This window comes from Cryobacterium glucosi, from assembly GCF_004402235.1.
Lineage (GTDB): Bacteria > Actinomycetota > Actinomycetes > Actinomycetales > Microbacteriaceae > Cryobacterium > Cryobacterium glucosi.
In genome coordinates, this window is sequence record NZ_SOFS01000001.1 from 1 (window position 1) to 20,016 (window position 20,016).

Sequence of the window (20,016 nt, forward strand, 5' to 3'; positions counted from 1 at the left end):
CCGGCGCAGCACGGCGGCGCGCACCGGGTGCGCGGTCGCGGCCCAGGCCTTCTGCGCCGCGGCCGCGCCCGCGGCGGCCCTGGCCACGTCGACGGGGGTGGCGATCCCGATCCGGCCGATCTCGTCGCCGGTCGCCGGCTCGATGACCGGGAGGTCGCCGCCTGACCCGGCGACCCACTCCCCGTTGATGTAGATCTTCCCCGACCACGCCGCGGGGTCGAGGAACGGGGTTGTCGCGGTCTCGTTCACGGTGAGTGTCATGGGCGGTTCTCCTTCAGGGTGATTGCGGTTGGGTAGGGGTGCGGAGGATCAGGAAATGTCGATTGTCACGACGGCGGTGCCGCCGGGCGGGGCGACGGCTCGGGAGACGCAGCAGCACATCGTGCCGCGGGAGTCCTTCTGGCGCTCGCTGTAGAAGACGTCACGGTGGTCGATGTCTCCGTCGAGGTCGAGCACGCGCACCTCGCAGAGTCCGCACTCACCCTTGCGGCAGTCGAACATCAGGTCGACCTCAGCGGCCTCGAGCGCCTCGAGCATGGTCTCGGTCGCCCGGACGGTGACCTCGGCGCCGATCCGCGGTATGCGCACGACGAAGTCCTCGGGGGCGAACCAGCCGCTGTTGCCGAAGGTCTCGAACCGGAGGTCGGGGTAGGGGAGCTCGCGTTCGATCCAGGCCCGGCGGACGGCGTCCATCAGCCTGATCGGACCGCACAGGTAGAGTTCGGTGCCCGGTTCGACCCCGCCGACGAGCTCGGTGACGTCGAGCGGGTTGCCTTCGTCGGTGATGTGGAGTCTCAGCCGGTCGCCGTGCGCGTTCTGCACGTGTTCGACGTAGGCCAGCGCCGGCCGGCTGCGCCCGGCGTAGACGAGCGTGTAATCGGCGCCGACCGACCGGAGCACCCTCGCCATGCCCATGACCGCAGTGATGCCGATGCCGCCGGCCAGCAGCACGTAGTGCGCGGCTCCGACGCGGAGGGGGAAGTCGACGATTGGCTGGGTGATCTCGACGGTGTCGCCGGGCCGGAGGGCGTGCATCGCCCGCGCGCCGCCGCGGGACCGCGGCGAGTCGAGCGCGCTGATCGCCAGGGTCCGGCCGTCGGGGCCGGCGTCGACGACGGAGTACGACCGGCGGTCCAGAACCCCGCCGATCGGCACGCGCACGTCGATGTGCGCGCCGGCGTCGACCTTGGCCGGGTGGTCGGGCGCGAGCACGATCCGGCGGATGTCGTCGGTGAGGGCGGTCGAGTCGACGACCGTGGCGCGCTGCCAGACCGCCGCGTGGGACGTTGCCATCGTCGTCGCCGCCGCTCAGCCGGCAGCGACGGGCGCGGGCAGGCGTCCCTCCGCCGCGAGCTGACGTTCGATCAGCCGCCGCACCCACATCCCGCCCGCGTCGATGTTCAGGCTGTAGAACTCGTAGTCGGGGTTTGCGTCGATCGCGGCCTGCTGGGCGACGAGCATGTCCTCGTCCTCCCTGAAGACGCCGGAGACCCCGTCGCGCAGCTGGGTGGTGATCACCTGGCTTTCGAGCCGGTAATTGCGCATGAACGCCCAGAAGTAGCGGGAGGAACGGTCGGTGACGGGCGAGATCGTGTTCATCACATAGCCGTTGACGCCCTGGCTTCGATCGCCCTGCGGCGCCCCGGTGCCGGCCCGCGCGACACCGACGTCGATGTTGATCGTGGTCGGCGATTCGAAGTGGATGATCTGCCAGCGGTCGACCTTCCCCTCGAAGCCGGGAAACTTGTCGCGCATGTTCTTCAGCCAGAACGGGGGAGCGTCGATGCCGAGCATCCAGCGTTCCACGGTGACGGTCCGTTCGTCATGGTGCACCGTGAACTCGGATTCACTCAGCGCCTCCTGGCCGATCGAGGAACTGTGCACGAATTCCTCGTGGGTCAGGTCCATCAGGTTGTCGAGCACCAGCTGGTAGTTGCAGTCCACCGAGATCGTCAGGCCGTCTCCTGCCCACTCCGGGTCATCCATCTGGTGCATGTCGGGCACGAGCTCCGGGTCGGCCAGGGCTGCATCGCCGAGCCACACCCAGACGTAGCGGTACCGTTCCACGACGGGGAAGGACGCGACCGTTGCGCTCGGGTTGATGGTCTCCTGTGCCGGCATCGAGACGCAGCGGCCCGCCGAATTGTAGAGGATGCCGTGGTACGGGCAGCGGATGCCGTCCCGGCCTTCCAGTTTGCCCATCGAGAGCGGCGCCAGCCGGTGCCAGCACGCGTCGGCGAGGGCGACGGCGTCACCGTCCTCGGTGCGGTACAGCGCGAGCGGACGGTTCGCGACGGTTCGCGCGAGCGGCTTGCGATTGACCTCGTGGTCCCAGGCCGCGACGTACCAGGCGTTGAGCGGGTGGCCGAGGATCTTGTCGACGGTCGTTTCCTTCATCGGGACTCCTTCGTCCGGACATCATGCACCTGGCATCACAGCGATATGTCAATGGAGGGCAACAATACCTATGTCGATAGTGAAACCACAAGACCCTTTCAGGGACCAGAATCAAACCATGAGCCTGCGCTACGCCCTCCTCGCGCTCCTGACGGCGCAGCCCATGACGGGCTACGACCTCGCCAAGTCCTTCCACAGCTCGGTCGGGCACGTCTGGAGCGCCCCGGACTCGCAGATCTACCCGGAACTGCGCCGGATGGAAACCGGGGGACTGATCGAGGCGACGGCAGTTGCCCGGAGTACCCAGGCGACCCAGGCGACGAAGCGGGTCTACCACATCACCTCGCTAGGTGAGCAGGCGTTCCGTGCGTGGATGGCCGAACCGGTCGAGTACTCGCGGGAGCGAGACCCGGCGCACCTGCGTGCGGCGTACTTCGAGTGGGCCGACCCGGACTCGGTCCGGGAGCAGCTCCGGGCGCACGTGCGGCACTGGGCCGGGTTGCGCGAGCAGTGGCAGGGCCAGTTCGCCGCGATCCGGGACCGTACGCATCCGATCTTCGTCCAGAGACTGTTGATCAGCCCGGAGTCCGAGCGGCCGCGCATCGCGGCGTACAAGCTCTTCGCCTACGAGGGGCTCATCGCCCGGGCCGAGCAGGAAATCGGGTGGGCCGAGCGTGGGCTGCGCCTGGCCGACGAGCTTGAGCCGAAGCCGCCCGAAAGCGTTCGCGGTAAGTTGGGAGAAGGCGGAGGGACCAGCCCCGGCGAGGAAGTTGACCTGTGAATCCGATTGAGTGGCTGTTCGACGCGCAACTTCAGATCGGCACGCAGACCATCCTCTGGCGCGAGGTGATCGGCAACGCGTTCGGGATACTGAGCGCAGTCGGTGGAATGCGCCGCAAGGTCTGGGCGTGGCCGGTCGGCATGGCGGGCAATGCGCTGTTGTTCACGGTGTTCCTCGGCGCCGTCTTCGGTACCCCCAACCCGGTGAACCTGCTCGGCCAGGCCGGCCGACAGGTGATGTTCATCATCGTGTCGATCTACGGGTGGATCCAGTGGTCGCGGAGCCGCCACTCCACCGTTCGCGCCGCGGTCGTGCCGCACTGGGCGGGCAACCGCACCCGCATCCTGCTCGGCCTCGGCATGGTCGCCGGCACCCTCGTGCTCACCCCGATCTTCCGTGCCCTCGGCTCCTTCGAACCGGTCTGGGCTGATGCCTGGATCTTCACGGGCTCCCTGCTCGCGACCTACGGCATGGCCAAGGGCTGGACCGAGTTCTGGCTGATCTGGGTCGCGGTCGACATCGTCGGGGTACCGCTCCTGGTCAGCGCCGGGTACTACGCCTCGGCGATCCTGTACGTGTTCTACGGGGCGTTCACGATCACGGGCTTCTTCATCTGGATGCGGGTGCAACGCCGCCGCAGGGACTTCGTCGAGAAGGAACTCACGGGCACGGCGTGACCCGCCCGCTTGACGAGCCTCGCCGCGGCCGACCACGGTCGAGTGTCGCCGGTTCCGCCCAGACGACCCGGTGTGCGGGCGATCCTCGGCGGGTGTGGCGGTACTCGGCGCCCGGGCTACCCGTCCGCGCTAGGGTGCGGGCCGCTCGATGAGCTCATTCCGTCTGCGGTCCAATCGACGCTGACGTCGATCAGCTGGTCGTAGGCGTCCGAAACGGTGAGGGGGCCTGCCGTCCCGAGCGAGCCCATGACCGTGGCGTTGAGGTGTAGCCCGCTCCCGGCGAGTTCGTCGAGCGTGGTGCACGCGCTCGTGCCGGTGAGGTCGGCGTTGCGGAGGATCAGGCAGTATTGGTCGTCACGGAGCCGTGCCGCGAAGACACTGTACGGCAGTCCCGTTTCGAGGACCGGTCCGAAAAGGCTGTGCACCGAGGTGTACTCGCCGCCAAGGGCGGGCGTGGTGTCGTCGGGCACGAATTCGGGCTGGTCGAAGACCCCGAGCAGGTTTCCGGCGGATGCGGCGGGCCCGGCCGTCTCGGAGGCTCCGGCCGTCGGGGTAGCGCCGCCAGAGGCATCCGTTGCGCCGGCCAGACCGCTCGCCTGCAGAACGAGCAGGGCGAGCACCCCGACCGCGGCACCCGCCAGCACCAGCGCTCCTGCGCGCAGCACGCGCAGGCGTCGCGGCGCCGCGGCTTCCGGCCCCGGGCCCGCTGCGGTTCCCGCCGCTGCATCCGCTCCTCCCTCCGCGAGAGTACGAAAAGTGCCCGTATCGGGGTCCGATAAGGGCACTTTTCGTACTCTCGCGGGAAGGAATGGTCCGGTTTTGGCGAGCGCGCCGGCCTCGAGGGTGGGGTACTGGCCGAGGAGTGCGTCGAGGTCGGCGGTGTCGCGGCCGAGCGCCAGCTGCAGGGCCGCGAGACGCTGCTCGTCCTCGGAAGCCGACTCGGGCGAGCGGGCACGGGAGTACACCGCCGCCTGCAACTCCGGGAGTTCGGCAGCGGGGTCCGGCCGGCCGGCCGGCGTCTCCGTGAGCGGATGCGCCCGCCACCAGAGGGCGTCGAGCACGTCGTGGCGACCCGGGTAGCCGCGGCGCAGGACTTCCTGGAGCGCGGCATCCGCCTGGGCGGCCTCGCGCAGTCGCCCCGCCCGCCGGTGCTGCTCGGACTCTGCGCTGATCTCGAATACCATTCCGGCCCCCCCCGACGGTTGTGACACTCACCCTAGCGAGTGCGCCGCCAGGAACAGGTGCTGCCGGTCAGGAAGTGGGGTGCGGGGCGGTCTCGCTCGACACGACGCCGTCGGTACTGATCCTGATCGTGACGTCAGCGAGGGCGCCCGCCGGTTCGAGGGAGTCCTTGCCGAGGGTGAAGGGATTGACCGGCACCGTCGCCGTGAGGGTCAGGCCGCGGCGGGCGATTTCGGCGAGGCCGACGCACGCGCTCGCGCCCTGCTGGCCCTGGGTGCGCAGGATGACGCAGTAGAGGTCGTCGCCCCGCCGCGCGACGTACACGAAGGAGCTGGTCTCGCGCTCGACGAACATCGCGTGGATCGAATCCCGCCGGAACTCGGGACCGAGATCGATCGTGGTCTGGTCGGGGATCGGCGGCTGGTCGAAGAGCGCGAGAAGCCCTGGCGAAGCGGATGCCGCCGGCTCGGTGCCCGGGCCGCTCACCGGGCCGCCGAGGGACAACAGGGCAGAGGTCGTGGCGACGGCGATCCCGCCGAGGAGGAACCCGGCCGCGACGAGGAGCACGCTGCGCCGGCGGGTCGGCCCGCGGAACGCGCGGGCGGGACGTGCGGTCGCGTCGGCGTCGGATGTGCCGGCAGCATCGAGGGGGCGAGTGCCCCGGGAGTGGACGGCGTCGGGGGAGGCCGCGCCGTCGGGGAACAGCACCAGCAGTGCCTCGAGGTCGGTCGCGTCCTGCCGCAGCTGGGCGGTGAGGTCGTGGAGCCGCCGCTCACTCGCCTCGAGGGAGCCGTCCGGGCCCGGGCGCGCGTACACCGCGGCCTGCAACCGGGGCAGTTCTGCGGCGGGATCCGGTCGCCCGCCCGGGGTGCCGGTGAGCGGGTGCGCCCGCCACCAGAGTGCGTCGAGCACGTCGTGCCGGCCCCGGTAGGCGGCGCGGAGGTCGGAGGCGAGGGCGGCATCCGCTGAGGCCGCGGCGTGCAGCCGCAGCGCGACAGACTCCGTTGTCATCCCGCGGCTCCCATCGGTCGAGGTGTGTCCACTGTAACCAGTCGGGCGCGGCGTCACCGGTTCGATTGCCCGTTGCGGGGTCGGGGCACAATGGGACCATGCCGAATCGTCTTGCCGATGCGATCAGCCCGTACCTGCGCTCCCACGCCGACAACCCGGTCGACTGGCACGGCTGGGGCAGCGAGGCCTTCGCCGAGGCCCGGGCGCGCGACCTTCCGCTGCTCGTGTCGATCGGATACTCGACGTGCCACTGGTGCCACGTGATGGCGCGGGAGAGTTTCAGCGATCCCGACCTCGCCGCCTACCTCAACGCGCACTTCGTGAGCATCAAGGTCGACCGGGAGGAGCATCCTGAGGTCGACGCGACCTATCTCGCCGCAGCAAGCGCGTTCGTCGACGGCCTCGGCTGGCCGCTCAACGTCTTCGTGACCCCTGAAGGACGTGCTTTCTACGCGGGAACGTACTTCCCGCCGACCGCCGTTCCCGGCCGACCGGCGTTCCGGCAGGTACTCGAAGCCGTCACGGACGCCTGGACCGACCGCCGCGCCGAGGTCACCGAGACCGGCGCTCTCGTCGCAGACGCGCTCGCCGCAGCCGCCAGACAGCAGGAGCTCGCCGATGCCGCCGTCGCCGATGCTGCCGTCGCTGCTTTCGATGGTGTCGACGACAACGATGTCGGGGGAGCCGGCCCGCGGAACCTGCTGCCGCAGGGCAGCGTGCTTGACGGCATCGTCGAGGGCCTCGCCGTGACGGAGGACACCCGGTACGGCGGGTTCGGCGGGGCGCCGAAATTCCCCGTCGCCCCCGTCCTCGCGTTCCTGCTCGACCGCACGTCCGGCCGCAGCCTCGCCCTGCGCACCCTCAAACGGATGGGCGCGTCCCCGCTGCGGGACCCCGTGGAGGGCGGATTCTTCCGCTACGCCGTCAATCGGGACTGGAGCGAGCCCCACTTCGAGCGGATGCTCTACGACAACGCCCAGCTCCTGGACCTCTACACCCAGGCCTGGAAACTGACCGGGGAACAGTGGGCCCGCACGGTCGCCGAGGGCGTCGCCGAGTTCCTCCTCTCCGTGCTGCAGCTGCCCGACGGCGGTTTCGCGAGTGCCCAGGATTCCGAGAGCACCGTCGCCGGACGCCGCGTCGAGGGCGGCTACTACGCCCTCGACATCGACGCCCGGCGAACGCAGCCCAGCCCCGCCCTCGACGAGAAGGTGCTCACCGGCTGGAACGGCCTCGCGATCGGCGCGCTCGCCCGCGCCGGTTTCGCGTTCGGTGATTCCCGCTACACGGATGCCGCGGCCCGCGCCGCCGACTACCTGCTGTCCCGGCATCTCACCGTGGAAGCCGAAGCCGAATCCGCAGCCGAATCCGCAGCCGACTCCGCAGGTGACGGGCCGGTGCTCGTGCGAGCCTCCATCGCCGGCCGGTCCTCGACGGCGCGGGCTACCCTGGAGGACTTCGGGATGTTCGCACGGGGACTCCTCGAACTGGCACTCGTGACGGGTGAGGAACGCTACGCGTCCGCGGCGCGCCTCCTGGTGGACAGCACGCTAACGGCGACCACCGACACGGCCGCGACGACCGACACTGCCGCGACGACCGACACGGCCGCCGCACGGTTCCGGGTCCCGGGCGGCTCCGATCCCGTGCTGGTCGGCCAGGGACTCGCCCTCGAGGTCGACCCCTCCGAGGGCGCATACCCGTCCGGACGCTCGGCCGCCGCGGGCGCCGCTCAGCTGCTGTACCTGATGACCGAGTCGGAGAAGTACCGGGATGCAGCGGTCACGGCGGTCGTCCCGTTCCTCGCCCGTGCCGCGGAACGCCCGCTCGCCTTCGGTGCCGTCCTGCAGCTCTGCTCCGCACTGATCGCCCCCGTGGAACAGCTCGTGCTCGTCGCGCCAGACGCCCGGCCCGCTGCGGCGGAACCCAGCGGTGACGCCACCCTCGACGCCGACCTCGACGAGCCAGGGGAGCCCGACTTCTCGGCCGCACCCTCCTTCTTCGATGTGCCCGCTGCCGTGAGCGTGACGGCACTCGTCGACAGCGCGAGGCAGCGGGCGACCGGCGTCATCGCATCCGTCACAGCGACCCAGTCCCGCACACTCGCCGCCGCCGGATTCGGCCTCTTCGCCGGCCGTGTTCCGCTCCGCGACCGGCCGACGGCGTACCTCTGCCGCGACTTCGTCTGCCGCGTGCCGGTGACCGACCCTGCGGAGCTAACGATCCGGGAGACATCCGGGGAGATCTCTCCCGACGGGCCCGCGTCGCCCTAACATCGAGGCATCCCCTCCGCCACCGGCGGAATCAGCGAGAGGATCCCTCATGGTTCCCGAGATCAACATCTGGGCGGTACTGCTCGCCACCGCGTCGAGCATGGCCGTCGGGTCGGTCTGGTATTCGCGCCGGGTCTTCGGCGGGTACTGGATGCGTACGGTCGGCCATGACGAGGAGAGCATGCGCGGCAACGCGGTCGCTCCCATCGTGATCACCGTCCTCGTGAGCTTCGTCACCGCGTGGGTGCTCGCGGGCGCCATCGCGATCACGCAGAACTTCTACGGCGGCAGCTTCCTCGCCAACGCGCTGCTGACCGCGCTGATCCTCTGGGCAGGTTTCACCGCCGCCCGGATGGTCACCCACGACGTCTTCGACCGGCGCCCCGCCGGGCTCACCGTGCTCAACCTGGCCCACGAGCTCGTGACCCTCGAGGTGATGGCCCTGATCATCGGCCTGATCGGCATCAACTCCCTCTGAACCCGCGCCGGAGGTCCCGGCGCCGTCATCGGGGCGGGTCGCCGGGCAACGTAGACTGGGAGGAACGCTACCGCTTGCTGTCGGCTGCCGGTTCCCGGCTCAGACCGGGTCGCGGCCGCCGGCACGTACCGGACGCACTCTCCCCGGCAACACACGGTTGCCCCGTTGATGAGTGTTCCCATTTCCCGAGGAGGACCATGGTTACCGTCGATCGTTCAGCCGCAGAGCCGTCTGTCGTCCCGGTGAGCCCGGCCGGCACCGCCAGCGCTCCGGGCACCGCCAACTCCGCCGTCCCCGTGCTCTCGCTGAGCACGGAACCCGAACTGGTCCTGCTCTCCCCGGACGCCCGCACCCGCCGCTTCGACCGCGACGACGTCGTCGTGCGCAAGGGCGAAATCGCCCTCATCAACGGCCACTTCACCCCGCACGAGTCCATGGTCAGGGACCTTCTCGCGATCGCCCACGCCCTCGACGCCGCCGGCATCGACTTCCTGCTCGTCCGCGGCGATCACGACCGCCCGGTCCTCGCCGTCGATCGCAAGCGCCGCAAGCACATCACCCGCGCGCTCGCCGAGGCATTCTCCAACGACCCCTTCTACGCCAAGCCCCTCGACGGGCACCTCACCCAGCCCCTCCTGCTCGCCGACGGCGCCCTCACCACCCTGCGCAAGTCATCCGTGTTCCGGGTCTACCGCCCGCGCATCGAACCGATCGGCCGCCTCCGGTACGGCGCCGAGACCGCGTTCCAGTTCGAGCTCTGGTTCTTCGGCGAAGACGAGATCGTCGCCCCGGTCGAGAACTCCCTGATGCGCAAGCGGATGCCGCGTGGCGAGGCCCGCGAGACCACCATCACCCTGTATGGGCGCACCTGGCGCACCCTGCAGCACATGTTCGACGATCTCGCGAGCGACGTGAGCTTCGACATCGACATGGTCTTCTCCTGGGTCGACGGCTCCTCGAGCGATTTCCAGCGCGAACGCGCCAAGCGGATGAAGGCATACGTCGTCGGCAGCGGCGACGAGTCCGACGCCCGCTTCCGGCAGATCGACGAGCTCAAGTACGCCCTCCGCAGCGTCTACATGTTCGCGCCCTGGGTGCGCCGCATCTTCATCGCGACGGACTCGCCGGCGCCCGAGTGGCTCGCCGAGCACCCGCGCGTCACGATCATGAACAGCGAGGACTTCTTCCCCGACCCGAGCGTGCTGCCGACCCACAACTCGCACGCCGTGGAGAGCCAGCTGCACCACATCCCCGGGCTCGCCGAACACTTCCTGTATTCCAACGACGACATGTTCTTCGGCCGCCCGGTCGGACCGGAGTTGTTCTTCTCGCCGGGCGGCGTCACGAAGTTCATCGAGGCATCCACCCGGATCGGCCTCGGCGAGAACGACCCGAGCCGCAGCGGGTTCGAGAACGCCGCCCGGGTCAACCGGGCGCTGCTCCGCGAGCGCTTCGGCAAGGTCACGACCCGGCACCTCGAGCACACGGCGGTGCCGATGCGGAAGAGCGTCCTGCTCGAGCTCGAGGCGGAGTTCCCCGAGGACTTCGCCCGCACCGCGGCGAGCCAGTTCCGTTCGGCGACCGACATCTCCGTGACGAACTCGCTCTACCACTACTACGCGCTGACCACCGGGCGCGCGGTCGAGCAGACCCAGGCCAGGTCGCTCTACATCGAGACGACGCTCAAGCTCGCGCTGCGCCAGATGAACAAGCTCCGCAAGCGCCGCGACCAGGACATGTTCTGCCTCAACGATGGCAGCTTCCCCGAGATCTCGGACGAGGTGCGCCGCGCGGCCGTGACCGAGTTCCTCGAACAGTACTTCCCGATCGTCGCGCCGTGGGAGCGCGAGGCGCAGGCCACCGCGAGCGGCACGCCTGCCGCCACGGACAGCGTCTCCCCGGGCGCCGAGTTCGCCCGGTTCGGCCGAGAGGGGCAGTCGCACCGGCGCATCTCGGCGGAATCGGGCGAACTCGCCGGTGCGGCGGTCGCGATCGCGCTCGGCCAGGCGCCGCGGCCCGCTTAGCCCAGAACCGGGATCGGCGTGGTCATCGGCGGCTCACGGAGCGCCGGGAGAGTACCCGCGCCCATGATCGTGATGCCCGACGCGGCGAGGCGGCGGGCGCTCTCCTCCGGGTCGATGTAGTCGAGGGGGGCGTAGCTGCCGAGCGGCACGACCGAGTGCAGCACGGTGTCCGGGTAGACGTGCACGAGGTTGAACGCGCGGGCGCCGTCGCGGCCGCGGGTGCCGCCGACGGGCACGTTGAGGTCCTGCGTGTAGCAGGTGGCCGAGGCCACCGACACCGGGATGCCGGCGAACATCGCGGTCGAGGAGTAGTGCAGGTGTCCGGCGATGATGCTGCGGACATCCGTGCCGCGGAGCACCTTGGCGAGGCGGGCCTGGCCGCGGAGCTCGACGGAGACGGCGAGGTCGAGCACACTCGGAACGGGCGGGTGGTGCATTGCGAGAATGGTGCCGTCGGGAGCGGGAACGCTGAGTTCCTCGGTGAGCCAGGCGAGCTGGGCGTCGGTGACCGTGCCGAAGTGCTGGTGGGGCACCGAGGTGTCGAGCGTGATGATGCGGAGGCCGCCGATGTAGTCGACGCGGTCGATCGGTGCTGTCGACGAGGGCTGGCCGAGGAGTTCCGCGCGGAAGGCCGAGCGGTCGTCGTGGTTGCCCATCACCCAGATCACCCGGGCGCCGAGGCGGGCGGCGGCCGGCTCGACGATGCTGCGGACGAGGGCGTAGGCATCCGGTTCGCCCTTGTCGGCCAGGTCGCCGGTGATGATGATGGCGTCGGGACGGCCAGAGGATGCCTCGACCTCGGCGAAGAGTTCGGCGAGGTGCCGGGCGCTGTCGACCTGGTCGTAGAGCCTGCCGCCATCGGCCAGAACATGGGTATCGCTGAGGTGGAGCAGGAAATAGTCCGGCCTAGGGTATTCGGCCGTTCGCAGGTTCAAATGAACTTTCCATTCGTCGGGACTGTTTGCACTCATCGTTGAGTCGACTGACTCTACTCCGAATATTCGACCAGCCGACCTTGAACGGCCGGTGTATTCCAGACGAACATGCCGACGGGACCGGAGAAGAGCCGGCGGGGCCCGGCCGTTCGCGGGCAGCGGAAGCCCGTCCGCGAGCGCCGCTGCATCCGAGGGGTGCCGGGTCTTGCGCGCCCTGAATAGGCTGGGCGCATGGCTCGTTTCGTGCGTTTCTCCGAATTCGGCGGCCCGGAAGTCCTGCGGGTGATCACCTGCGATCCGCCTGCCCCCGGCCGCGGCCAGGTGCGGGTGCGGGTGCACGCCGCGGGGCTCAATCCCGTGGACTGGAAGATCCTCCGCGGCGGTCCGGCCGCCGGCGCGTACAGTGTCGTCCTGCCGAGCGGCAACGGGAATGATTTCTCCGGCGTCATCGACGGACTCGGTGCCGGCGTGACGAGCTGGGCCGTCGGCGACGCCGTGCTCGGCGGCTCGCGTATGTTCGCACAGGCCGACTGGCTCGTCGTCGAAGCATCCGCCGTCATCCGTAAACCGGATGCGCTCGGTTTCGTCCCTGCCGGGGCCCTCGATATCGCGGGCCGCACCGCGACGGCGTCGGTGCGCTCGCTGGCGCTGACCCGAGACGACACGGTGCTCGTGAGTGCGGCCGCCGGGGGAGTCGGCGTCCTTGCCGCGCAGCTCGCCGTGCGCACCGGCGCGGCCGTTGTCGGAACCGCGAGCCCGGCGAACCACGATTTCCTCCGCAGTCTCGGCGTCATCCCCGTCGCATACGGCCCCGGTCTCGCCGACCGGGTGCGCGCGCTCGTGCCCCGGGTGACGGCTGCGCTCGACAACAGCGGTCCCGCCACGATCGACGCCGCCCTCGAACTCGGTGTGCCGGGCGGCCGCATCAATACGATCGCCGCGCGCGGCCACCGGGCGGATGCCGGCATCACCGGCGTCGGAGGTCAGGCGGCCCGCCCTGGCGACCTGGCCGCCCTCGCCAACCGGGTCGCGAGCGGGGACGTGGTGCTGCCGGTCGACCGGGTATTCCCGCTCGAGGAGGTCGCGGACGCCTACCGCTACCTGATGGGCGGGCACGTGCGCGGCAAGGTCGTGCTCGCCCTGGTCTGAGCCCGACCTGGTCTGAGCGGGGCGGATCAGGGGTGGGTCAGGGGTGAGTCAGTCCCTCGGTGGTTCCCGGAAGGGTGGGCCGGGTCACGGTGTCCTGCTCGTAGGGTTCGGAGGGTTCGGCCTGGGCGCTCGCGGCCCGGCGGCGCTCCTCTTCGAAGTCGCCCTCGAGTCCGCTGAAGCCCTCGGCACCGGCCGGGTGGGCGCCCCGCGACGTGGTCCCGCGTGCGGGATGGTCCTTGTCGGCGACGTGCCGACCGTGGTGTGCAGCAAACATGCCAGTCACGGTACGCCGCGTCCCTGCCGAGTCAAGGGCTAGCGTGCGGCGGGCACCTGTGCAGCGGTGGTTCGCGGGAGTCCCCGCACGGTGTACCTTCAACATCACAGCAGTTGAATTCTGCTGAGAAGGACCTCGGCGGCGTTCGGCCCCGGGGTCCTTTGCTTTGGCCCGGTGTCGCCCGGTGTCGCCCGGTGCCGTTGACTGCGACGTCCTGTTCGGTGTCCGATCCGGCGTTTCTGCGGCCTCACCCACGGTCTGTCCAGCGAGTCGTGCGAAGCTGGACTGTGCGCTCCCTCTCGACAACAGGATTCCTGCGATATCTCGGCGGCGCGATCGTCGCGTCGGCCGTCTTCGTCGCGCTGTACCTCTTTTTTGTGCGGACCCTGCACGGGCAGACGATGGACCAGCTCGCCTATGACGGCTCGATCTTCGGCCGTCGCAGCGTCACGGTCGTCACCCAGCAGGTGCTCGACCAGGTTCCGACCGTCTCGGTCGTGGCCGGCGCCGTCATCACCGGGATCATCACGGCCGTGCGCCGCGATCTCCGCACGCTCGTCGTCGCGGTCGTCGTCGCCCTGGGGGCCGTCGTCACGACCCAGGTCCTCAAGGACATCCTGCTCACCCGTCCCGATCTCGGGGTCGACGGTTACGCCGGCAACTCGTTCCCGTCCGGGCATACGACGGTCGCCGCGGCATCCGCTCTTGCCGTGTTCCTCGTCTCGAGCCCGCGGACCCGCTGGCTCGCCGCACTGCTCGGCTCGGCGTTCGCGGCCGTCGCGGGCGTCTCCACGCTCGCGAACGGCTGGCACCGCCCGAGCGACGTCATCGCCGGGCTCCTGGTCGTCGCGGTCTGGGGCTGCGCGGGCGGCATCGCGCTCTGGGTATGGGGCGCATCGCCCCGCAGCCTGCGAGCGCGCGGGTCGGCACGCCGGTTCGCGGCGGGGAACGCCGACCCGGACGCGGGGACCGGTCCCCTGGCCCCGACCCGCGGAACGCCCGCGATCGGATACCGCATCCAGCTCTGGTTCGTCGTGCCGTTCTGCCTGGTCGCGGCCGCGGCGTTCCTCGTGACGTTCTTCGGCGCCTCCGGCCCGAACAGCGAGGCCGTCATCGCCTACGTCGGCGGGGTCGCGGCGATCTGCGCCGCCGGATCCCTCGTCGCGTTCGTCGCAACCCACCTCTTCGACCGCCTGCCCTGAGCTGCGGGGCGCCCGACCGGTCACGCGGTCCGGCGCGAATCGTCCGGCGCTCAGGCGCCGATCAGGACGAGTACGTGATAGACGACGTAGACCGGCCAGACGATCGCCTGGAGCAGCCCGAGGATCACACCCCAGAACGTTCCGCTCGAGACCGAGACGAAGTAGATCGCCGCTCCGATGTAGGCCAGGAAGAGGACGAAGCCCCACGGTCCGTCCCGCACGATCACCCGTCCACGTCCGTCCATGGCCATCAGCTCCTCCGATTCCGCACGCCCCGGTGACTGTCCTCTGGGCCTCAGGGTAGCCCGAGTGCAGCCAGCGCGACACGGGGCGGCCGCGCCGGTTTCGGCGGGCCGCGCCCGCCGTTTCGGGCGCGGCCCGCCGATGTGGGCGCGACTAGAGCTTGTGGATGTTCGTGCGGGCGAGCTGCACGGCCTCGCCGACGCCGCCGTTCAGCACGACTCGGGAGAGGGCGAGCGCGAAACCGCGCACCTGCGCCCCGGTGATCGTCGGCGGCATGCTCAGGGCGAGCGGGTCGGTGACGAGGTCGACGAGCGCGGGCCCGTTGTGCTCGAAGGCGCGCTCCAGGGCGCCGCGGATGTCGGCGGGATCCTCGACCCGCTGGCCGTAGATGCCGAGGGCGTTGGCGACGGCGGCGTAGTCGACGGCCGGAACGTCGACGCCGAAGTCGGGGTAGCCGTCGACGAGCATCTCGAGCTTGACCATGCCGAGGGTTGAGTTGTTGAACACGACGATCTTCACCGGCAGGTTCTGCGCGGCGACGGTGACGAGCTCGCCGAGGAGCATCGAGAGGCCGCCGTCTCCGGACAGGGTCACGACCTGGCGCCCCGGGTGGCTCGCCTGGGCGCCGATCGCCTGGGGGAGCGCGTTGGCCATCGATCCGTGCAGGACCGAGGCGAGCATCCGCCTGCGCCCGTTCGGGTTGATGTACCGGGCCGCCCAGACGTTGCACATGCCGGTGTCTGCGATGAAGACGGCGTCGTCTGCGGCGACCTCGTCGAGGATCGAGGCCGCGTACTCGGGGTGGATCGGCGTGCGCTTCTCGACGTTGCGCGGGTTGCCGTCGACCTTGTGCATGAGCTGTTCGTGGTGCTTGAGGGTCTTCTCGAGGAAGCGCCGGTCGGCGGTGCGGGTGATCAGCGGGGTGACCGCGTTGAGCGTCGCCGCGACGTCCCCGTGCACCGGCACCGTGACGTTCGTGCGCCGGCCGATGTGTTCCGCACGGATGTCCACCTGCGCGATGACGACATCCGTGCCGTCGGGCAGGAATTGCGAATATGGGAAGTCGGTGCCGAGCAGGATGAGCAGGTCGGCGTCGTGCATGCCGTCGTGGGCGGCGCCGTAGCCGATCAAGCCGGTCATACCGACGTCGAAGGGGTTGTCGTACTGGATCCACTCCTTGCCGCGCAGGGAATGCCCCATCGGGGCGGCGAGCAGGTCGGCGAAGGCGACGACCTCGTCGTGGGCTCCTGCGACGCCGATCCCGGCGAAGATGGCGATCTGGCGGGCGTTGTTGATGGCGTCGGCGAGGCGCTGCACGTCGGCCGTCGAGGGCACGAGCGTGCCCGGCTTGGTCAGGGTGATGGTCGGCGCGGTGCCGACGGAGGGCAGCTCGGCGATGTCGCCCGGGAGCGTGACGACGGCGACGCCGCGGAGCCCGATGGCGTGGCGCATGGCCATGCTCACGACGCGCGGGGCCTGGGCGGCGGAGCTGACGAGTTCGCAGTAGTTGGAGCACTCGACGAAGAGACGGTCGGGGTGGGTCTCCTGGAAGAAGGAGCTGCCGATCTGGGCGCTCGGGATGTGGCTCGCGATCGCGAGCACGGGTGCCCCGGAGCGTTGGGCGTCGTAGAGGCCGTTGATGAGGTGCAGGTTTCCCGGTCCGCAGCTCCCTGCGCAGACCGCGAGCTCACCCGTGAGTTGAGCCTCGGCGCTGGCCGCGAAGGCCGCGGCCTCCTCGTTGCGCACGTGCACCCAGTCGATGCCGCCCTTCGCGGAGCCGCCGCTGCGCCGAACGGCGTCGACGATCGGGTTGAGGCTGTCGCCGACGATGCCGTAAATGCGGCGCACGCCGGAGTCGATGAGCTGGGCGATGATCTGGTCGGCGACGGTCGTGGCCACGGGACTCCCTCGGATAGGCGGGCACCGGCCCGCGGTTGGCGACGCGCGTCCCCGTTGCCCCACGCCACATTCCAGCCTAGGCATCACTCCGCTCCACGGAACCGCGCCCAGCGGATTCACTGCCGGCACCCAGTTTCGGGATCCGGGCATCCGTCGGCCGTTGCCGCCGCGCGCGAAAATGGGGGGTGTGCCTCGCAGGGCCGCGTGTAACACTGGGGCTATGTCCGTCACTCTGAGAGCGTTGCAGACCGTTGTTCCATCCACCGTCCTCATCCAGGAACAGGTGCGCGATGTGTTCGCGGCCCAGCCGGGATTGAGCAGGCTGGGGAAGAGGCTCGTGACGGCATCCTTCAACCTGTCCGGGATCGAACGACGTCACACCGTGATCGAGGAGTTGACCCTCGACTCGGAGAAGCCGGACCCGCAGTTCTTCGACGCGGCGACGCAGACCCTCCTGGTCCCGAGCACCCGGGTGCGCAATGAGCTGTACATCACGGAGGCGACGAAGCTCTTCGTCGAGGCCGGCCGCCGCGCGCTCGCCGCCTGCCCCGGCATCGAGGCCGCAGACGTGACCCACGTCGTGACCGTCTCCTGCACGGGCTTCTACGCGCCCGGCCCCGACTATATGCTCGTGCGGGAATTGGGCCTGAAGCCGACAACGCAGAGGTATCACTTGGGGTTCATGGGTTGCTACGCGTCGATGCCCGCGCTCCGCACCGCTAAGCAGTTCGTCGAAGCCGACCCGAACGCCGTTGTGCTCGTGGTGAGCGCCGAGCTCTGCTCGCTGCATCTCCGCACCTCGGACGACCCCGACACGATCGTTGCCTCCTCCCTGTTCTCGGATGGTGCGGCCGCGGGAATCGTGAGTTCGCGCGCCCCGGCGCCGGGCGAGAACGCCCTCAGCCTGGACCTCTTCGAGACCGTGATCACGCCGGTCGGCGAGGGCGACATGGCCTGGAAGATCGGAGATGAGGGCTTCGAGATGGTGCTCAGCAGCTATGTTCCGCACATCATCGATGAGCACATCGAGGGCGCTCTCGCTCCGCTCTTCGCGAAGGACCCGGGGCTCGCCGCTGCCGTCGCGGCGCTCGGCGAGACCATGCCGATCGAGGAATTTGCGTCTGAGGTTGCTGAGCTGGCCGAGGTCGCCGAGGTCGCCTCAGGCGGGTCTGTCGCCACGCTCACCGCCCCAGCCGTCGTGGTCGCGGCGGCCGAGGCCGCACGGGCGCCACTCAGCACCGCGATCGCGCACTGGGCGATCCACCCGGGCGGGCGCAGCATTCTCGACAAGACCGAGGCCAAGCTCGGGCTGAGCGAGGCGCAGCTCGTGCCGTCGCGGGAGACCCTGCGCTCCTATGGCAACATGAGCAGCGCGACGATCCTCTTCGTGCTGAAGGCGATCCTGGACGCCCAGGACACCGCGGACGGTGAGCGGCTCTGCGCCATGGCGTTCGGACCGGGGCTCACGGTCGAGTCCGGCCTGATGACTGTGGTGCGCGGCTGACGCGGTTGGCGCGATCGCCGTTGGTCCCGATGTTGCCGTTCCTCCGCCGGCGGGCGAGCGACGCGGTCGAGCTCATGGACGATCCGGGCTGCGACCCCGAGGTCCTGAGCCGCACGTACGACTATTTCCAATACGTGAACGCCGCCGTCTCCGGCTGGCGCGGGGTGTACCGGCGCGAGATCCGGCCGCTCCTCTCGACGAGCCGGGAGAGCACGCTGCTCGATATCGGCTCGGGCGGCGGCGACGTCGCCAGGGCGCTCGCCCGCTGGGCGGCCCGGGACGGCCTGCTCCTCACAGTGACCGCGATCGACCCGGATGCCCGCGCTCACCGCTTCGCGACCGCCCGGCCGCCGCTGCCCCGGCTGACCTTCCGGCAGGCGCTCAGCTCCGACCTCGCCGACGAGGGAGCTCGCTTCGATGTCGTGGTGTCCAACCACGTGCTGCATCACCTCACGGGCGCGCAGCTCGGCGGCCTGCTCGCCGACTGTCAACGGCTCGCGGCGCCCGGCGGCCGGGTGCTGCTCGGCGACATCGAACGCAGCACCTTCGCCTACGTCGGCTTCGGCCTCGGCACCTGGCCGCTCTTCCGCGACTCGTACATCCGCGCGGACGGTCTCACGTCCATCCGCCGCAGCTTCACCGCGCCGGAACTGCGCGCGGTCGTGCCGCCGGGCTGGGACGTGGTGCGGGAGCATCCGTCCCGCCTGCTGCTGCGCTGGGACGGCCCGGGCGCGGGACTTCCGCCGTTGCGCGGGTGGTCCGCCACCCGCGCAACGGAGCAACGCCCGCGCCCGGCGAGGTCGGGCGCTGAGGCGAGCGATGGGCAGCGGATGCGGGACGTCATCGTGGTCGGCGGGGGTCCCGTCGGGATCCTGCTCGCGGGGCTCCTCGCGGTGCGCGGCCTCGACGTCGAGGTGCTCGAGCGGCGCGCGGAACCGTCGCGGCGGTCGCGAGCCATCGGCATCCACCCGCCGTCGATGCGCGCCCTCGAGGAGCTCGGCCTCGCCGACGCCGTCGTCGAACGCGCGGTGCGGATCCGTGGCGGCGAGGTGCGCTGCGACGGGCGCGCCCTGGGCCGCTTGACGTTCCGCGAAGCGGCCGGGCAGCATCCGTTCGTCGTCTCGCTGCCGCAGTACGAGACCGAAGCGCTGCTGCGCGCCCGCTTCGACGAGCTCAGCCCCGGCCGGTACCGCTCGGGCGTCACGGTCACAGATGTCCGCGACCGCGGCGACCGCGTCGAGCTCGAGGTCGAGGAGGCCGGAACGGCGACCGTACTCGAGGCCCGCTACGTCGTCGCCGCGGACGGCGCCCGCAGTGTCATCCGCGCACTCGCCGGCATCCGCGGCATCGAGCGCGGCGGTGGAGACACCTATCTCATGAGCGACTACCCCGCCGGAGAGCAGGCCGCCGAGCAGGCGGTGCTGTACTTCGAGCGCGGCGGCGTCGTCGAGTCATTCCCGCTCCCCGGCGGGCGGCGGCGCTGGGTCGCGATGACATCGTCCCTGCAACCGGATGCCTCGAGCCACGACCTCGCCGCGATCGTCGAGTCCCGCACGGGCGTGGTCCTGCCCTCGTCCGGGGCGTCGGTGAGCGCGTTCTCGGTGCAGCAGCGGCTGGCCGAACGTCTCGTCAGCGGACGCATCGTGCTCGTCGGCGACGCGGCGCACCAGATCAGCCCGATCGGCGGCCAGGGCATGAACCTCGGCTGGCTCGACGGACTCCTGCTCGCCCCGGCGCTCGCGCTCGCCATCAGGGAACCGGACGCCGCGGCATCCGTGCTCGCCGATTATGACCGTCGCCGCCGCCGGAGCGCCCGGATGGCTGCCCGGCAGGCCGGCTTCAACATGATGATGGGCCGGCCGGCCACGGGGCTGCGGCTGCGGCTCCGCAACGGACTCGTGCGCACCCTCGCCGTGCCGCCGGCGAGCGCCGTGCTCGCGAGCGCCTTCACGATGCGCTGGCTGTAGGCCGCACCACCCGGCCCGCG

18 protein-coding genes are annotated in these 20,016 nt (G+C 70.4%); 9 read left to right on the forward strand and 9 right to left on the reverse strand.

The features are described 5' to 3' along the window. The 3 genes from E3O46_RS00005 to E3O46_RS00015 form a co-directional block, all read right to left on the reverse strand. Nucleotides 1–261, reverse strand: a 261-nt coding sequence (locus E3O46_RS00005) for an aldehyde dehydrogenase family protein (RefSeq protein ID WP_134560872.1), incomplete at its 3' end; no start/stop codon positions are given. Nucleotides 262–309: 48 nt separating this feature from the next. Beyond that, nucleotides 310–1,293, reverse strand: a complete 984-nt coding sequence (locus E3O46_RS00010) for a PDR/VanB family oxidoreductase (protein ID WP_134560873.1) — start codon at nucleotides 1,291–1,293, stop codon at nucleotides 310–312. Nucleotides 1,294–1,308: 15 nt separating this feature from the next. Then, nucleotides 1,309–2,397, reverse strand: a complete 1,089-nt coding sequence (locus E3O46_RS00015) for an aromatic ring-hydroxylating dioxygenase subunit alpha (protein WP_134449361.1) — start codon at nucleotides 2,395–2,397, stop codon at nucleotides 1,309–1,311. A 118-nt stretch (nucleotides 2,398–2,515) separates the two neighbouring features. Here E3O46_RS00015 and E3O46_RS00020 point away from each other — a divergent pair, with 118 nt between their 5' ends. Continuing rightward, entirely contained in the window at nucleotides 2,516–3,178 is a 663-nt protein-coding gene (locus E3O46_RS00020; protein ID WP_134449362.1) for a PadR family transcriptional regulator, read from the forward strand. After that, nucleotides 3,175–3,855: a nicotinamide riboside transporter PnuC gene (pnuC, locus tag E3O46_RS00025; RefSeq protein ID WP_134559920.1), complete on the forward strand. Its 681-nt coding sequence runs from the start codon at nucleotides 3,175–3,177 to the stop codon at nucleotides 3,853–3,855. The genes E3O46_RS00020 and pnuC overlap by 4 nt, the downstream gene beginning before the upstream one ends. A 116-nt stretch (nucleotides 3,856–3,971) precedes the next feature. Here the strand turns inward: pnuC and E3O46_RS00030 are convergent, their stop codons facing one another. Further along, complete coding sequence (locus E3O46_RS00030; protein WP_134560874.1) at nucleotides 3,972–5,039, reverse strand: hypothetical protein; 1,068 nt, start codon at nucleotides 5,037–5,039, stop codon at nucleotides 3,972–3,974. A 67-nt stretch (nucleotides 5,040–5,106) separates the two neighbouring features. Then, nucleotides 5,107–6,048: a hypothetical protein gene (locus E3O46_RS00035; RefSeq protein WP_134559916.1), complete on the reverse strand. Its 942-nt coding sequence runs from the start codon at nucleotides 6,046–6,048 to the stop codon at nucleotides 5,107–5,109. Between the two features lie 98 nt (nucleotides 6,049–6,146). Here E3O46_RS00035 and E3O46_RS00040 point away from each other — a divergent pair, with 98 nt between their 5' ends. From E3O46_RS00040 to E3O46_RS00050, 3 genes are all read left to right on the forward strand, one after another. Next, on the forward strand, nucleotides 6,147–8,321 hold the full coding sequence (locus E3O46_RS00040) for a thioredoxin domain-containing protein (protein ID WP_134560875.1): 2,175 nt from the start codon (nucleotides 6,147–6,149) through the stop codon (nucleotides 8,319–8,321). Nucleotides 8,322–8,370: 49 nt separating this feature from the next. Further along, nucleotides 8,371–8,799, forward strand: a complete 429-nt coding sequence (locus E3O46_RS00045; RefSeq protein ID WP_134449367.1) for a DUF1761 domain-containing protein — start codon at nucleotides 8,371–8,373, stop codon at nucleotides 8,797–8,799. Between the two features lie 197 nt (nucleotides 8,800–8,996). After that, on the forward strand, nucleotides 8,997–10,823 hold the full coding sequence (locus E3O46_RS00050; protein WP_134560876.1) for a stealth family protein: 1,827 nt from the start codon (nucleotides 8,997–8,999) through the stop codon (nucleotides 10,821–10,823). Here E3O46_RS00050 and E3O46_RS00055 read toward each other — a convergent pair. Continuing rightward, a complete protein-coding gene (locus E3O46_RS00055) occupies nucleotides 10,820–11,758 on the reverse strand; it encodes a phosphodiesterase (RefSeq protein WP_277612938.1) in 939 nt (312 codons plus the stop codon). The genes E3O46_RS00050 and E3O46_RS00055 overlap by 4 nt on opposite strands. A gap of 231 nt (nucleotides 11,759–11,989) precedes the next feature. Here E3O46_RS00055 and E3O46_RS00060 point away from each other — a divergent pair, with 231 nt between their 5' ends. After that, nucleotides 11,990–12,907, forward strand: a complete 918-nt coding sequence (locus E3O46_RS00060) for an NADP-dependent oxidoreductase (RefSeq protein ID WP_134560877.1) — start codon at nucleotides 11,990–11,992, stop codon at nucleotides 12,905–12,907. Between the two features lie 37 nt (nucleotides 12,908–12,944). Here the strand turns inward: E3O46_RS00060 and E3O46_RS00065 are convergent, their stop codons facing one another. Further along, nucleotides 12,945–13,181 carry a hypothetical protein gene (locus E3O46_RS00065; RefSeq protein ID WP_134449371.1) on the reverse strand — a complete coding sequence of 79 codons (237 nt, stop codon included), beginning with the start codon at nucleotides 13,179–13,181 and terminating at the stop codon, nucleotides 12,945–12,947. Nucleotides 13,182–13,453: 272 nt separating this feature from the next. On the opposite strand from E3O46_RS00065, the gene E3O46_RS00070 reads away from it, so the two are divergent. After that, a complete protein-coding gene (locus E3O46_RS00070; RefSeq protein ID WP_134560878.1) occupies nucleotides 13,454–14,383 on the forward strand; it encodes a phosphatase PAP2 family protein in 930 nt (309 codons plus the stop codon). Nucleotides 14,384–14,433: 50 nt separating this feature from the next. Here E3O46_RS00070 and E3O46_RS00075 read toward each other — a convergent pair whose 3' ends face one another. Both E3O46_RS00075 and E3O46_RS00080 read right to left on the reverse strand, forming a co-directional pair. Next, on the reverse strand, nucleotides 14,434–14,628 hold the full coding sequence (locus E3O46_RS00075; RefSeq protein ID WP_241975437.1) for a hypothetical protein: 195 nt from the start codon (nucleotides 14,626–14,628) through the stop codon (nucleotides 14,434–14,436). A 151-nt stretch (nucleotides 14,629–14,779) separates the two neighbouring features. After that, nucleotides 14,780–16,525 carry a pyruvate dehydrogenase gene (locus E3O46_RS00080; RefSeq protein ID WP_134560879.1) on the reverse strand — a complete coding sequence of 582 codons (1,746 nt, stop codon included), beginning with the start codon at nucleotides 16,523–16,525 and terminating at the stop codon, nucleotides 14,780–14,782. Between the two features lie 178 nt (nucleotides 16,526–16,703). On the opposite strand from E3O46_RS00080, the gene E3O46_RS00085 reads away from it, so the two are divergent. Together E3O46_RS00085 and E3O46_RS18900 are read left to right on the forward strand one after the other, a co-directional pair. Next, nucleotides 16,704–18,029 (forward strand): type III polyketide synthase, encoded by a 1,326-nt coding sequence (locus E3O46_RS00085; protein ID WP_277612939.1) that lies wholly within the window; start codon nucleotides 16,704–16,706, stop codon nucleotides 18,027–18,029. A 29-nt stretch (nucleotides 18,030–18,058) separates the two neighbouring features. Beyond that, the gene (locus E3O46_RS18900) at nucleotides 18,059–19,996 is read left to right on the forward strand and encodes an FAD-dependent monooxygenase (protein ID WP_198413652.1); all 1,938 of its coding nucleotides are present in this window, start codon (nucleotides 18,059–18,061) and stop codon (nucleotides 19,994–19,996) included. Nucleotides 19,997–20,016: the final 20 nt, after the last annotated feature.

Bases quoted from the DNA above. Each gene is read 5' to 3' on its own strand.
- E3O46_RS00075 (WP_241975437.1), bottom strand. From the start codon at position 14,628: ATGGACGGACGTGGACGGGTGATCGTGCGGGACGGACCGTGGGGCTTC.
- E3O46_RS00020 (WP_134449362.1), top strand. From the start codon at position 2,516: ATGAGCCTGCGCTACGCCCTCCTCGCGCTCCTGACGGCGCAGCCCATG.
- E3O46_RS00035 (WP_134559916.1), bottom strand. From the start codon at position 6,048: ATGACAACGGAGTCTGTCGCGCTGCGGCTGCACGCCGCGGCCTCAGCG.
- E3O46_RS00030 (WP_134560874.1), bottom strand. From the start codon at position 5,039: ATGGTATTCGAGATCAGCGCAGAGTCCGAGCAGCACCGGCGGGCGGGG.
- E3O46_RS00060 (WP_134560877.1), top strand. From the start codon at position 11,990: ATGGCTCGTTTCGTGCGTTTCTCCGAATTCGGCGGCCCGGAAGTCCTG.
- E3O46_RS00065 (WP_134449371.1), bottom strand. From the start codon at position 13,181: ATGTTTGCTGCACACCACGGTCGGCACGTCGCCGACAAGGACCATCCC.
- E3O46_RS18900 (WP_198413652.1), top strand. From the start codon at position 18,059: ATGTTGCCGTTCCTCCGCCGGCGGGCGAGCGACGCGGTCGAGCTCATG.
- E3O46_RS00010 (WP_134560873.1), bottom strand. From the start codon at position 1,293: ATGGCAACGTCCCACGCGGCGGTCTGGCAGCGCGCCACGGTCGTCGAC.
- E3O46_RS00085 (WP_277612939.1), top strand. From the start codon at position 16,704: ATGGGGGGTGTGCCTCGCAGGGCCGCGTGTAACACTGGGGCTATGTCC.
- E3O46_RS00015 (WP_134449361.1), bottom strand. From the start codon at position 2,397: ATGAAGGAAACGACCGTCGACAAGATCCTCGGCCACCCGCTCAACGCC.
- E3O46_RS00050 (WP_134560876.1), top strand. From the start codon at position 8,997: ATGGTTACCGTCGATCGTTCAGCCGCAGAGCCGTCTGTCGTCCCGGTG.
- E3O46_RS00040 (WP_134560875.1), top strand. From the start codon at position 6,147: ATGCCGAATCGTCTTGCCGATGCGATCAGCCCGTACCTGCGCTCCCAC.
- E3O46_RS00045 (WP_134449367.1), top strand. From the start codon at position 8,371: ATGGTTCCCGAGATCAACATCTGGGCGGTACTGCTCGCCACCGCGTCG.